This window comes from Demequina ureilytica, assembly GCF_048553575.1.
In the GTDB taxonomy this organism is placed as follows: domain Bacteria; phylum Actinomycetota; class Actinomycetes; order Actinomycetales; family Demequinaceae; genus Demequina.
Genome location: NZ_JBLZIE010000001.1, coordinates 350,235 through 362,723, shown reverse-complemented (window position 1 = coordinate 362,723; position 12,489 = coordinate 350,235). Strand labels below are relative to the sequence as shown.

The following is a 12,489-nucleotide window of genomic DNA, read 5'->3' as shown; positions in this document are numbered from 1 at the left end:
ATGAAGGGCAAGAAGTTCTTTGCCGCAGGAGCGGGCGCCGCGATGGCGTTCACGCTGGCTGCATGCAGTGGTGGCGGCGCAGGATCCGACCCGGACCCGACCGGTCCTGACGAACAAGGCGCAGTCACTGAGGACATGAGCGTGGGCGTTGCGATGCCCACGCAGACCTCCGAGCGCTGGATCGCTGACGGCGAAGCCGTCGAGTCCGGACTCACGGAGCTCGGCTACGAGGTGGATCTTCAGTTCGCGAACGACGACATCCCCACCCAGTCGCAGCAGATCGACCAGATGATCACCAACGGCGTCGATGCCCTCATCATCGCGGCCATTGACGGCACCGCCCTCAACTCGCAGCTCGAAGCAGCTGCCGCAGCGAACATCCCGGTCGTCTCGTACGACCGTCTGATCCTGGACTCGGAGAACGTCGACTTCTACGTCACGTTCGACAACTACAACGTGGGCGTGCAGCAGGCGACCTCGCTGCTCGTGGGTCTGGGCCTGCTCAACCAGGACGGTTCCGAAGGCGACGCCGAGGGTCCCTTCAACGTCGAGCTGTTCGCGGGATCGCCCGATGACAACAACGCCACGTTCTTCTGGAACGGCGCGATGGACACCCTGCAGCCCTACATGGACGAGGGCACTCTGACGGTTCCGTCGGGTCAGACCGACTTCGAGCAGGCCGCCATTCTGCGCTGGCAGCAGGAGACCGCTCAGCGCCGCATGGAGGACGTGCTCACGTCGACCTACGTGGGCACCGACCTTGAGATCGACGGCGTGCTGTCGCCCTACGACGGCTTGTCGCGCGGCATCATCACTGCGCTGGAGAGCAACGGCTACGACGGCACCGTCGAAGAGGGCTTCCCCGTCGTGACCGGTCAGGACGCGGAGATCGCGTCGGTCAAGTTGATCGCGGACGGCGTGCAGTACTCGACGATCTTCAAGGACACCCGCAAGCTCGCTGCCCAGGCGGTGACGGCCACGGAGGCCTTCCTCGCGGGCGAGGAGCCTGAGGCGAACGACACCGAGACGTACGACAACGGCGTGAAGGTCGTGCCGTCGTACCTGCTCGAGTCGGACATCGTCTACCAGGACAACATCCAGGAGCTGCTCGTCGACTCCGGATACTGGACCGCAGAAGAGGTCGAGTCGGGCACGGCCGAGTAACACACTCACCCGCACGGCACGCGGTGCCGGCTCCTCAATTGAGAGGAGTCGGCACCGCGGCCTCCCGCGTCACCCTTGGAGAGGACCCGATGGCTCGCAACATTCTGGAGATGCGCAGCATCACCAAGACCTTCCCCGGCGTGAAGGCGCTCTCGGATGTGGAACTCCACGTCCGCGAGGGCGAGATTCACGCCATCTGCGGCGAGAACGGCGCCGGCAAGTCCACGCTCATGAAGGTGCTGTCAGGTGTGTACCCCTACGGCACCTACGAGGGCGAGATCCATTACGAGGGCAAGGAGGCTCGCTTTCACAGCATCAACGAGTCCGAGAGTTCTGGTGTGGTGATCATCCACCAGGAGCTCGCCCTCGTCCCGCACCTCACGGTCGCAGAGAACATCTTCCTCGGCAACGAACGCCGCGGAAAGACCGGCCTCATCGACTGGAACCAGGCGAACCACGAGGCGCTCAGCCTCATGGAGGAGGTAGGACTCCACGAGAACCCCGTGACCCCCGTCTCGCAGCTGGGCGTCGGCAAGCAGCAGCTCATCGAGATCGCGAAGGCACTGTCCAAGGACGTGCGCCTGCTGATCCTTGATGAGCCCACCGCGGCGCTCAACGACTCGGACTCCGCGCACCTGCTTGACCTGCTGCGCAAGCTCAAGGGTCGCGGCATCACCTCGATCATGATCTCCCACAAGCTGGGCGAGATCGAGGCGATCGCGGACCGCACCACGATCATTCGCGATGGCGAGACCATCGAGACCTTGGACATGTCCGAGGAGGACTCGACCCAGGACCGCATCATCCGCGGCATGGTGGGCCGCGACCTGGAGCACCGGTACCCCGAACGAATCGACCACGCGATCGGCGAGGAGCTGTTCCGGGTCGAGGACTGGACCGTCGAGCACCCCACGCAGCCGGGGCGCATCGTCGTGGACGGTGCCAGCTTCGACGTGCGTGCCGGCGAGGTGGTCGGTATCGCCGGTCTCATGGGCGCGGGCCGCACCGAGCTCGCGATGAGCATCTTCGGCCGCACCTACGGGAGTCATGCGAAGGGCACGGTCTACAAGCGCGGCGAAGTCATCCACACGCGGACCGTGTCGGAGGCGATCCGCAACGGCATCGCCTACGCGACCGAGGATCGCAAGAAGTACGGCCTCAATCTCATTGAGGACATCCGCCGCAACATCTCTTCGGCCGGACTGTTCAAGATGACCAAGCGTGGCTTCGTGAACGGCAACGAGGAGTTGAAGGTCGCAGAGCAGTACCGCGAGTCGATGAACATCAAGACGCCCTCGGTCCTGCAGAAGACGGGTAACCTCTCGGGCGGCAACCAGCAGAAGGTGGTGCTGAGCAAGTGGATGTACACCGACGCTGACGTGATCATCCTCGACGAGCCCACGCGCGGCATCGATGTCGGCGCGAAGTTCGAGATCTACACGATCGTCAACAAGCTGGCAGCGGAGGGCAAGGGCGTGATCGTGATCTCGTCCGAGCTTCCCGAGCTGCTTGGCACGTGCGATCGCATCTTCACCCTGGCCTTCGGCCGCATCACCGGCGTCACGGACGTCAAGGATGCGACCCCCGAGGGCCTGATGACACTCATGACCCAGGAACGAGACGCCGAGGCCCCTGCGGGTGCTAGCGCTGAGGAGAAGCACTGATGACCGGGATTGCCAATGTGCGTGAGCTACTCACGCGCAACCTCCGCCAGAGCGGAATCTACGTCGCCTTCGTGGCGATCATCGGACTGTTCGCTGTGCTCACGGACGGCACTCTGATCAGCCCGACGAACCTCACCAACGTCGTGCTGCAGTACTCGTACATCCTCATCTTGGCTATCGGCATGGTGATCGTCATCATCGGCGGGCACATCGACCTGTCGGTCGGCTCGCTCGTCGCGCTCACAGGCGCTGTGGCCGCCGTCGTCATGATCAGGGGAGGACAACCCTGGTGGGTCGGCGTTCTCGTCGCCCTGGGCGTGGGCCTCCTGGCAGGCGCATGGCAGGGCTTCTGGGTCGCCTTCGTGGGCATCCCGGCCTTCATCACGACCCTGGCGGGCATGCTGCTGTTCCGCGGCCTGACCTTCCGGGTGCTCGAGAACACGTCGCTGTCCCCGGTACCGAACGCGTATTCGGAGATTGCCACCGGCTTCCAGAATGGAATCCTCGGCGGCCCGGGTTACGACATCTTCACACTGGTGATTTTCGGCATCGCCATTGCTGGGTACGTGGTGTCGGAGATCCGCAAGCGCCGCGCAGCAGTCGCCTACAAGCAGACGGTGCCCGTCCTCCCGCTGTTCATCCTCAAGCTCGTCATCGTGGCGGCCGTGGTGATGTGGTTCGCGTGGCAGCTGGCCAACTACCGCGGACTCCCGAACGTGCTGATCCTCCTCGCGGTGCTGGTGATCGTCTACACGATCGTGACGACTCGCACGGTGTTCGGTCGCCACGTCTACGCCATCGGTGGCAACCTGACCGCCGCGACCCTGTCCGGGGTCAAGGTCAAGTGGGTCAACTTCGGCATCATGGTGAACATGGGTGTGCTCGCAGCTGTGGCGGGCGTGGTCTACTCGGCCCGCAGCAACGGTGCACAGCCGAGTGCTGGTGAGATGTTCGAGCTCGACGCGATCGCCGCATCGTTCATTGGTGGCGCGGCCGTCACCGGTGGCGTGGGACGCGTGACCGGTGCGATCGTCGGTGGTCTGATCATGGCGATCATGACCAACGGCATGCAGCTGCTGGGCTACGAGCAGTCGATCCAGAACGTCGTCAAGGGCCTGGTGCTGCTGCTCGCAGTCGCCTTCGACGTGTGGAACAAGCGCCGCGCAGGCGCCCGCTAGTTCGACGACGCCCCGAGCGACCGCATCGGTCCCCCACCTGTCACGCAGGTGGGGGGCCGATGCGCGTCTGGGGTGAGCGCGCGCGGTGCCCTACGGTACGGGCACGCCCGTGAGCTTGATGAGCTCGTAGACCAACGCGGCGCGCGCATCGGCGTCCCGCACGGCGGGATTCGGCTCGAGCTCTTCGCGGCGCTTGAGGTAACGGCCCGTCGCAGTCGCGGCCGGCTCGTCTGAGTCCGCGAGCCACACCTGGGTCTCGGCGCCGAGCTCGACCGGGTCCCATGCCTCGGAGCCGCCCATGTTGGTGCGGATCCAGCCCGGGTCGACCACGTTCACCGCGGCCTCGGGGTGACGTGTCGCGACCTCGATCGCGAGCATCGACACGTGCATCTTGGAGTCCGAGTAGGCCTGCATGCCGTCCCACTCGCGCGTGCTGCCCTGGACGTCGTAGGGATTCCAGCGGCCGTCGGCCTCGAGCCCCGACGTGAGGTAGATCATGCGCTCGGCGACCGGAATGAGCGCCGTCAGCAGGTACGGCGCGACCACGTTCACGTGGAAGATTCGCTCGATCCCGTCGGCGGTCGTCTCCCGCTCCGGGGCCTTGCCGCCGAGCCCGGCGTTGTGGATCACCACGTCGAAGGGACCCTGCTCGTTGGCCGCTGCGGCGAGGGCGGTGGTCTGCTCGATGCTCGCGAGGTCGCCCTTGACCACGGCGGCGGCACGCGGGTTCGCTTCGAGCGCAGCGGCGGCCCTGGCGTCGTCGCGAGCGTGCAGCACGACGTCGTGGCCGAGCGCGATGAGCTGGCGAGCGCACTCGGCGCCGATGCCCTGGGAGGATCCGGTGATGAAGATGCGTGACATGGGCCCATCGTGACACGAGCGGCCGCGACGCGTGCACGTGGGCGCGGTCCCGGATCGGGCACAATGACTGCTGAACGCCCATCCCGGAGGAGACCTCATGAGCATCGCTGACGAGCTGATCGAGAACAACAACCGCTACGCCGAGTCCTACCTGCCTGACCGCCCGCTGCCCCCACGCCGCAAGCTCGCGGTCGTGGCGTGCATGGACTCGCGTCTCGACACCTTCGCGATGCTCGGCCTCGAGGTGGGCGACGCGCACGTGATGCGTAACGCCGGCGGGGTGATCACGGACGACATGATCCGCTCGTTGGTGATCTCTCAGCGCAAGCTCGGCACCCGCGAGATCATCCTCATCCACCACACGGACTGCGGCGCGCTGACGTTCACCGACGACGAGCTGCGCAACGAGCTCCTCGACGAGACTGGTCTCAAGCCCACCTGGTCGCCCGAGTCCTTCAAGGATCTCGACGCGGACCTTCGCCAGTCCATCGCGCGGCTGCGGAACAACCCGTTCCTGGTGGACGCGTCTCAGGTGCGCGGCTTCGTGTTCGACGTGCACTCCGGGCTGCTGCGCGAGGTCGTCTAGCCAGATCAAGCCGGGCCGATGCGGGGGTGAGCGAGCGCTCGCACGTCCAGCAAGTGCATCGGCCGCCTTGCCGCGTGCCGACGGACCGGATCAACTGAGCGCTGCCGCTGGGTTTCCCGTTCGGAGCGGGCGGCCCGGCTGAGTTCGTCCGTCCGCTGTGCCCCCAACACTGCTGTGCGGGCCGCGCGCCGGGGTTAACGTAGAAACAGGAAACCGAGGAGGTGCACCCATGTGGTGGAGGTTCTTCAAGGCCGTGCGACGCGGCGAGCACAGGTTGTCGCCGATGACGTGGCTCACGGCGATCGGCGTCGTGCTCTACACGATCAGCCCGATCGACGTCATCCCCGAGCTGTTCCTTGGCCCCGTCGGGTTCATCGACGACCTGGGGCTCTGGGGCGTGTTCGTGATGCTCGCGACCCGTGAGAAGAACGCGTGGGAGGTGGCGCGAGGCAACCGCGCCACGGTGGTCGACGCCTGAGGCGGAATAGACGGCGCTCGATGCGCGTGTGACATGGCAGGAGGTGTCACCCATGACAGACACGAGCACGCAGCACTTCGCCGGACTCAAGGCCGTCTTCGTCAACTGCACGTTGAAGCCGAGCCCGGCCGTCAGCAACACGCAGGGCCTCATGGACAACGCGATCGCGATCATGGAGAAGCAGGGGGTCCAGGTCGACACCTTCCGCGCGGTCGACTTCGACATCGCACCCGGTGTGTCGCCCGACATGACGGAAGACGTCGAAGGCGGCAACCAGGCGGCAGACGACTGGCCCGCGCTGTCCGAGCGGATCCTCGCCGCCGACATCCTCGTGATCGGTACCCCGATCTGGCTCGGTGACCAGTCGTCGGTGTCTAAGCGCCTGGTCGAGCGCCTCGATGCGCTCTCGGGCCAGACGAACGAGCGCGGTCAGACCATCTACTACGGTCGCGCGGGCGGAGTCATGATCACCGGCAACGAGGACGGCGCCAAGCACATCGCGATGAACCTGATGTTCTCACTTCAGCACCTGGGATTCACGGTGCCACCGAACAGCTATGCGTCGTGGCTCGGAGAGGTCGGCCCGGGGCCGTCCTACTTGGACGAAGGCAGCGGCGGACCGGAGAGCGACTTCACCCGGCGCAACACGGCGTTCATGGCGTGGAACCTCATGCACACCGCCGCGTGGTTGCGCTCGGGCGGCGGGTTCCCCACGGGCGGCAACTCGAGCGAGGAGTGGAGCAACGGCAACCACTTCGGTCATCCCGATCCCGAGCAGGTTCCCCGCCAGTAAGTACCTGTAGGGCGGCCCTTGCCCACATCACCCCTGGTGGCTGGCCGGTGCTGGGTCTAGCCATGGCGTCATGGCCGGTTTCCGCGTCGAGCACCGCGAGGCCGTCGCCTACATCGCTGTCCCCGTTCACACGACAATGGCGGCCTTCCCCGCCCGGGTGGGCGAGGCGTTCGCCGAACTTGATGCATATCTGGCGCAGCGCGGAGCCGAGACGATCGGCGCGGGCGCGATCCGCTATCGCTCCGTCGCGCTCGATGCGACGTTCACGGTCGAGGTTGCGCACGCGGTCGTGGGGGTACCGAAGGTGCGAGACCGGAACCTCGCGGGTCGGTTCGAGGCCGGAACGTACGCCGTCGCCGAGCAGCACGGCCCCTACGCCTGGATCGGCGGACTCACTCGGGATTTGATGGACTGGGGCGATTCGCAGGGGCTTGACTTTGCCATGACCCCAGGGGATGAGCGGCGCCCCGACGTATGGGACTGTTGGTACGAGTACTACCCGGGATTTCCCGTCGAAGGGCCCCGGGGCCTGGAGGGAAACGTCCAGGTATGCGTACTCCTGCGGACCTGACGCCCGGCCGATGCGCGGGTCGGGCAAGCGCCGCCCCAGTCTCGGTCGGTCGCCGGGCTAGGCATGCGGCCGCGCCGCACCGGCGTGGTGCGACACGGCCCGTCGCGCTACGTTGAGGGGGTGAGCGACGGAACCGTCATCGACCTGAACGCGGACCTCGGCGAGGGCTTCGGCCGCTGGTCGCTGACCGACGATGATGCGCTGCTCGAGTCCGTGACCAGCGCGAACGTTGCGTGCGGCTTCCACGGCGGCGACCCGGCGACCATGCGCCGCGTGTGCCTACGCGCGGCGCGCGGGGGAGTGGCGATCGGGGCCCAGGTGTCGTACCGGGACCTTGCCGGGTTCGGCCGACGGGCGATGGACGTGCCGCCGGATGAGCTGGCGGCGGAAGTGGCGTATCAGATAGGCGCTCTCGAGGTTTTCGCCTCCGCTGCCGGTCCGGGCGTCGCATACGTCAAGCCCCACGGTGCCCTGTACCACCGCGTGGTGCACGACTCCAAGCAGGCGGCGGCCGTGATCGACGGCGTGCTCGTCGCGTGCGAGGCGACAGGACGGGACCTCGCCGTGCTCGGCCTGCCAGGGTCTCGCCTGCTCGAGACGGCCAGCGCGGCCGGCCTGCCCATCGTGACGGAGGCGTTCGCCGACCGGGCGTATACCGCGGGCGGCACGTTGGTGCCGCGCGCCGAGCACCGCGCCGTCATCAAGGATCCGCAGGACGTGGTGGCCCGCGCGATCGCCATCGCTGCGGGAGTGCCCATCGACGCCCACGACGGGTCCTCGCTCACGGTGACGGCGCGCTCGCTGTGCGTGCACGGCGACACTCCGGGCGCGGCGGCGCTCGCGGCACGCGTGCGCGCGGCGCTCGTGGAGGCAGGTGTTCAGGTGCGCGCCTTCACCGGCTCCGGCAGCGAGCAGTGACGCCGCAGCGCTGTTCCCATGAATACCGCTGTGCGCATGAATGACCCCATCACGGTGGGGGACCTCGTGTCGCGGGTCCGGCGGGCGGGGGCCCATGGGTTGCTCATCGAGCTCTCCGACCCCACCTGGGTGACGGCGCTCGACGCGCAGGTGAGGCAGCAGTGGGGCGGCTCCAAGAGCCGTGGCGTGTGGGTGCGCGACATCGTGCCGGCAGCGCGCACGCTCCTCCTCGACGGGATCGATGTCGGCGACGATCCTGGCCGGGAGCTTTCGGCCCCGGGTGCGTTCGACCCAGGTGCACTGGAGGCCGGTGCAATGCGGAGTCTTATCGATGAGTTGACCTCGTGGACGCTCACGCCCCTCCGGTCCCGCGACGCTCGCAGCGTCGAGGTGCCCGTCGTCTTCGACGGCCCCGACCTCAAGGCGGTCGCGGAGATGTGGGACATGACCGTCGCTGAGGCCGTCGCCACCGTGGTCGGCTGCGACTTCCAGGTGGCGTTCTGCGGGTTTGCGCCCGGCTTCGCGTACATGTCGGGCCTTCCACCGGAGCGCTCGGTCCCCCGCCGCTCCATCCCTCGCACGCGGGTGCCGGCCGGTGCCTTCGGTCTCGCCGGCGAGTACGCGGGAATCTACCCGCGGAGCTCTCCGGGCGGCTGGCAGCTGCTGGGCACTGCGGTCGAGGTCTTGCTCTGGGACGAGGGACGCCAGGATCCCGCGCTGCTCACGCCCGGCACCAGGGTCCGGGTCCACGAGCACCCCGGCGCGGAGCGATGAGTTCGGGGCTCGAGGTGGTGGACGCGGGCACGCTCACCACCATCCAGGATCGGGGGCGGCCCGGTCTCGCCCACCTGGGCGTGCCCCGGTCAGGCGCCGTCGACGCCCGTGCCGCCGCGCTCGCGAACCGGCTCGTCGGCAACGACCCGGCCGCCGCAGTGCTCGAGGTCACGGCTACGGGATGCATGCTGCGCGCGACGGGCCCGCTGGTGGTCGCGGTCACCGGAGCGCCGTGCCCGGTCTTCGTCGGCTGGGTGCCGGCGCCATTCGGCTCTCCCGTCAGGCTGACCGGCGGCCAGACACTCGAGCTCGGTGCGCCCGCGCACGGGATGCACAGCTACGTCGCCGTGCGAGGAGGAATCGACGTCGAGCCCGTGCTCGGCAGCCGCTCGACGGACACGCTCTCGGGGTTGGGCCCGGCTCCGCTGGTCGCGGAGGACCGAGTGCCCGTCGCAGCAAGTGAGCCGCTGACCGACCGCGACTTCGCGGCGCTTCGCGATGCGGGCAGGGGAAGCCCAGTGTCCGAGACGTCCCGGGGCCGGCGCCGGTCCTCGAGGGAGGATGCCCGCCGCGGGCACGGAGTCGTCATACTCCCGCTCCGGCTGGGACCGCGCGACGACTGGTTCACAGAGCAGTCGCTCGTCGCCCTCGTCGCCGAGGAGTACACGGTCTCGGTCGACTCGAATCGGGTGGGGCTGCGCCTCACCGGAGCCGCGCTCGAGCACGCGAGGGACGGTGAACTGGCCAGCGAGGGACTGGTGCTCGGCGCAGTTCAAGTGCCACCGTCGGGCCAACCCGTGGTGTTTCTCGCGGATCACCCGACCACCGGGGGATACCCGGTGGTCGGGGTCATCGACGCGGCGGGGCTCGCCGCAGCCGCCCAGGCGCGGCCGGGCGACCGGGTGAGATTCGAGATCATCACCGACTGACCACCCGCATCAGCGGTCCTCGTCCTCCTCGGGCAGAGGTTGCACGATGTGATCAGCCTGATGACGCTCGTAGTCCGGGGTGGACTCCTCGCGATCGTCGGGGGCCGGCTCGGGCGGGCTGCCCACCACGAATGTGCGTCCGGTGGCGGCGCCCGTAGTGGACTCCTGTGCCCGCTCGTCACCCTCCGACTGTCCGCGGCGAGGCCGCTTGCGCCCCGGCCAATGCGGCAGGTGTGGGGCGTGAGTGCGCGCGCCCTCGGGATCGATGTCGCTCGGGCTCGGCTCGAGCCCATAGGACTCGCCGACCCGTTCAGTGATGTGGTCCGCGAACTCCGCGCGGTTGGCGCTCAGGTAGCTCCGATGCTCTCGCCGGAATGCGCGCAGCGTGGCCGCGCACATCGCGATCATCACGAACGAGAATGGCAGCGCGGTGATGATCGCCGCCGTCTGCAGTGCATCGAGTCCTCCCGCGAGCAGCAGGGCGATCGCGACGATGGCCTCTACGGATGCCCAGAACACTCGCAGCCATCGCTTGGGATTGTCATTGCCGCCGGACGTGAGCATCGACAGCACGAGGGAGCCCGAGTCGGAACTGGTGACGAAGAACACCGCGATCAGGATGATCGCGCCGATTGCGGCCACGCTCCCGCCGGGGAGCCCGTCCAGGAGCTGGAACAGCGACCCCGTGTAGTCGATGGACCCGTCTGCGGCGATGAACCGTCCATCGCCGTAGACCTGCTCGTACAGCGCGGAGCCTCCCAGCACCGAGAACCACAGGAATGTCACCAGAGCGGGCACCAACAACACGCCCCACACGAACTCGCGGACCGTGCGGCCCTTGGACACGCGGGCGATGAATACCCCGACGAACGGTGCCCACGAGATCCACCAGCCCCAGTAGAACGTGGTCCAGGCAGCCTGCCACTCGGCACCGGCGTCTCCCTGGTATGCGGACACGTCGAAGCTCATTCCGATGAAGGCTTGGATGTACGAGCCGATGGACTGCACGAACTCCTGGAGCAGGAACACCGTGGGACCGGTGGAAAGCACGTAGAGAAGCAGCAAGCCGGCGAGCGCGAGATTGATGTTCGACAGCCACTTCATGCCCCGGTGGACGCCGGTGACCAGGGAGAAGATTCCGATGATGGTGATGATGATGATCAGCACGATCTGCGTGGTGGTGCCCGGCTCCGCGATTCCCGCGCTGCCGAGCCCCGAGGAGATCTGCTGAACACCCAGGCCGAGCGAGGTCGCGACTCCGAACAGCGTGCCCACCACCGCGGTGACGTCGATGACGTTTCCCCACACGCCGTGGATGCGGTCGCCGAGGAGGGGTTCGAGCGCGTAGCGGATCGAGACGGGGCGTCCTCTGCGGTGGACCGCGTACGCGATCGCGATGCCGACGACGATGTAGATCGACCACGCATGCACGCCCCAGTGAAGGAAGGTCCGCGACATGGCCTGCTGTGCGATCGACTCCGGTGTACCGGTCACGCCGGGCGGTGGCGCTGCGAAGTGGGCAAGCGGCTCGGACACCCCATAGAAGACGAGGCCGATTCCCATGCCTGCGGCGAACAGCAGCGCGAACCACGAGAACATGGAGAACTGCGGCTTCTCGTCGTCCTTGCCGAGCACAATCCCGCCGTACTTGCTGAAGCCGATGAACAGCGCGAACGCGACGAAGAACGCCGCGATCAGCACGTAGTACCAGCCGAACGCGCCGATGATCTCGCCCTGAATGGTGGCGAAGGCGCTCTCGGCGGCGCCGGGGGCGACGATCGCGAACAGTGCGAAACCGAGAATGATGACGGTGGAGGGCCAGAACACCCATGTAGCGAGGGTCTTCTTGGTCATGGGCTCACGGGCGACAGAGGTAGTGGTGGCCATCGTTCTCGCGCCGGGGGACAGTCGGCGCGCTCTCCTTTCTCGCTCCACGTTAACGCTCTTCCTGCTAGACCGCCGAGTATTGCGGAGAGACCCGCCTCCACCGCGTCACCTGGAACATCGCGGACCCGGCGAGCACCCCGGCGGCCACGATTCCGACTAAGACCGCGACCACCGGTCCGTAGCCGTCATCCGCGTCGAGGAACGGGTACGGCACCCACCCGTCCGTCGCGCCGCGCACCAACACAACCGCCAGCCATACCAGCGGATACAGCGCGGGAACCCACGCCCACCGCCACGAGATCGGACGCCGAGGGCCCTCCAGCAGCCAGTCGGCGAGCACCACCGCACCGCTCACCGCGTGAATGATCGCGTTCGCCCACGGGTGGGCCACCTGCCCCAGGGTGGGCCACAGCAGGATCCAATAGACACTCACCACGATGAGCAGATACACGACGGCCGATGCTCGGGCCAGCTCGACCCACAAAGCCCGGTCGCGCGCGGTGCGGGGCAGCGCGATGAGCAGCACGGCGGCGGCGATCAGGTTCGCCTGGTTGGTGAAGTAGCCGAAGTAATCGACGAACACGAACCTGTCTCCGCGCACGTCGGTGATGAGATTGGCGGTGATCGCCGCCAGGATCGCGACCGGCGTGAGCACTCGCCACAGTCGCACGACCATCGTCATGCCG

At 67.4% G+C, this 12,489-nt stretch carries 13 protein-coding genes; 10 read left to right on the top strand and 3 right to left on the bottom strand.

Annotation, left to right across the window (positions count from 1 at the left end; all coding sequences use genetic code 11):
- The 3 genes from chvE to mmsB all read left to right on the top strand — a co-directional run bounded on the left by chvE (nt 1) and on the right by mmsB (nt 4,006).
- Entirely contained in the window at nt 1-1,164 is a 1,164-nt protein-coding gene (chvE, locus tag ACNI3K_RS01560) for a multiple monosaccharide ABC transporter substrate-binding protein (protein WP_419390103.1), read from the top strand.
- An 89-nt stretch (nt 1,165-1,253) separates the two neighbouring features.
- Nucleotides 1,254-2,828, top strand: a complete 1,575-nt coding sequence (mmsA, locus tag ACNI3K_RS01555) for a multiple monosaccharide ABC transporter ATP-binding protein (protein ID WP_419390102.1) — start codon at nt 1,254-1,256, stop codon at nt 2,826-2,828.
- Nucleotides 2,828-4,006 carry a multiple monosaccharide ABC transporter permease gene (gene mmsB, locus ACNI3K_RS01550; protein WP_419390101.1) on the top strand — a complete coding sequence of 393 codons (1,179 nt, stop codon included), beginning with the start codon at nt 2,828-2,830 and terminating at the stop codon, nt 4,004-4,006. Before mmsA ends, mmsB begins: the two co-directional genes overlap by 1 nt.
- A gap of 90 nt (nt 4,007-4,096) precedes the next feature.
- Here the strand turns inward: mmsB and ACNI3K_RS01545 are convergent, their stop codons facing one another.
- Nucleotides 4,097-4,867: an SDR family NAD(P)-dependent oxidoreductase gene (locus ACNI3K_RS01545; protein ID WP_419390100.1), complete on the bottom strand. Its 771-nt coding sequence runs from the start codon at nt 4,865-4,867 to the stop codon at nt 4,097-4,099.
- Between the two features lie 97 nt (nt 4,868-4,964).
- On the opposite strand from ACNI3K_RS01545, the gene ACNI3K_RS01540 reads away from it, so the two are divergent.
- The 7 genes from ACNI3K_RS01540 to ACNI3K_RS01510 all read left to right on the top strand — a co-directional run bounded on the left by ACNI3K_RS01540 (nt 4,965) and on the right by ACNI3K_RS01510 (nt 9,916).
- Nucleotides 4,965-5,453, top strand: coding sequence for a beta-class carbonic anhydrase (locus ACNI3K_RS01540; protein ID WP_419390099.1), 489 nt, complete (start codon nt 4,965-4,967; stop codon nt 5,451-5,453).
- A gap of 229 nt (nt 5,454-5,682) precedes the next feature.
- Nucleotides 5,683-5,931, top strand: coding sequence for a YkvA family protein (locus tag ACNI3K_RS01535; protein WP_419390098.1), 249 nt, complete (start codon nt 5,683-5,685; stop codon nt 5,929-5,931).
- Between the two features lie 52 nt (nt 5,932-5,983).
- Nucleotides 5,984-6,724 carry a flavodoxin family protein gene (locus tag ACNI3K_RS01530; RefSeq protein WP_419390097.1) on the top strand — a complete coding sequence of 247 codons (741 nt, stop codon included), beginning with the start codon at nt 5,984-5,986 and terminating at the stop codon, nt 6,722-6,724.
- A gap of 70 nt (nt 6,725-6,794) precedes the next feature.
- On the top strand, nt 6,795-7,295 hold the full coding sequence (locus ACNI3K_RS01525; RefSeq protein ID WP_419390096.1) for a GyrI-like domain-containing protein: 501 nt from the start codon (nt 6,795-6,797) through the stop codon (nt 7,293-7,295).
- A gap of 120 nt (nt 7,296-7,415) precedes the next feature.
- On the top strand, nt 7,416-8,213 hold the full coding sequence (locus ACNI3K_RS01520) for a LamB/YcsF family protein (protein WP_419390095.1): 798 nt from the start codon (nt 7,416-7,418) through the stop codon (nt 8,211-8,213).
- A gap of 36 nt (nt 8,214-8,249) precedes the next feature.
- Nucleotides 8,250-8,987, top strand: coding sequence for a 5-oxoprolinase subunit B family protein (locus tag ACNI3K_RS01515; protein WP_419390094.1), 738 nt, complete (start codon nt 8,250-8,252; stop codon nt 8,985-8,987).
- Nucleotides 8,984-9,916 (top strand): 5-oxoprolinase subunit C family protein, encoded by a 933-nt coding sequence (locus ACNI3K_RS01510; RefSeq protein ID WP_419390093.1) that lies wholly within the window; start codon nt 8,984-8,986, stop codon nt 9,914-9,916. Before ACNI3K_RS01515 ends, ACNI3K_RS01510 begins: the two co-directional genes overlap by 4 nt.
- Nucleotides 9,917-9,925: 9 nt before the next feature.
- Here ACNI3K_RS01510 and ACNI3K_RS01505 read toward each other — a convergent pair whose 3' ends face one another.
- Nucleotides 9,926-11,770: a BCCT family transporter gene (locus ACNI3K_RS01505; RefSeq protein ID WP_419390092.1), complete on the bottom strand. Its 1,845-nt coding sequence runs from the start codon at nt 11,768-11,770 to the stop codon at nt 9,926-9,928.
- 97 nt (nt 11,771-11,867) lie between these two features.
- Nucleotides 11,868-12,485, bottom strand: a complete 618-nt coding sequence (locus ACNI3K_RS01500) for a Pr6Pr family membrane protein (protein ID WP_419390091.1) — start codon at nt 12,483-12,485, stop codon at nt 11,868-11,870.
- Nucleotides 12,486-12,489 lie beyond the last annotated feature (4 nt).

Bases quoted from the DNA above. Each gene is read 5' to 3' on its own strand.
- chvE (WP_419390103.1), top strand. From the start codon at position 1: ATGAAGGGCAAGAAGTTCTTTGCCGCAGGAGCGGGCGCCGCGATGGCG.
- ACNI3K_RS01545 (WP_419390100.1), bottom strand. From the start codon at position 4,867: ATGTCACGCATCTTCATCACCGGATCCTCCCAGGGCATCGGCGCCGAG.
- ACNI3K_RS01540 (WP_419390099.1), top strand. From the start codon at position 4,965: ATGAGCATCGCTGACGAGCTGATCGAGAACAACAACCGCTACGCCGAG.
- ACNI3K_RS01510 (WP_419390093.1), top strand. From the start codon at position 8,984: ATGAGTTCGGGGCTCGAGGTGGTGGACGCGGGCACGCTCACCACCATC.
- ACNI3K_RS01525 (WP_419390096.1), top strand. From the start codon at position 6,795: ATGGCCGGTTTCCGCGTCGAGCACCGCGAGGCCGTCGCCTACATCGCT.
- mmsA (WP_419390102.1), top strand. From the start codon at position 1,254: ATGGCTCGCAACATTCTGGAGATGCGCAGCATCACCAAGACCTTCCCC.
- ACNI3K_RS01515 (WP_419390094.1), top strand. From the start codon at position 8,250: ATGAATGACCCCATCACGGTGGGGGACCTCGTGTCGCGGGTCCGGCGG.
- mmsB (WP_419390101.1), top strand. From the start codon at position 2,828: ATGACCGGGATTGCCAATGTGCGTGAGCTACTCACGCGCAACCTCCGC.
- ACNI3K_RS01500 (WP_419390091.1), bottom strand. From the start codon at position 12,485: ATGACGATGGTCGTGCGACTGTGGCGAGTGCTCACGCCGGTCGCGATC.
- ACNI3K_RS01530 (WP_419390097.1), top strand. From the start codon at position 5,984: ATGACAGACACGAGCACGCAGCACTTCGCCGGACTCAAGGCCGTCTTC.
- ACNI3K_RS01535 (WP_419390098.1), top strand. From the start codon at position 5,683: ATGTGGTGGAGGTTCTTCAAGGCCGTGCGACGCGGCGAGCACAGGTTG.
- ACNI3K_RS01505 (WP_419390092.1), bottom strand. From the start codon at position 11,770: ATGACCAAGAAGACCCTCGCTACATGGGTGTTCTGGCCCTCCACCGTC.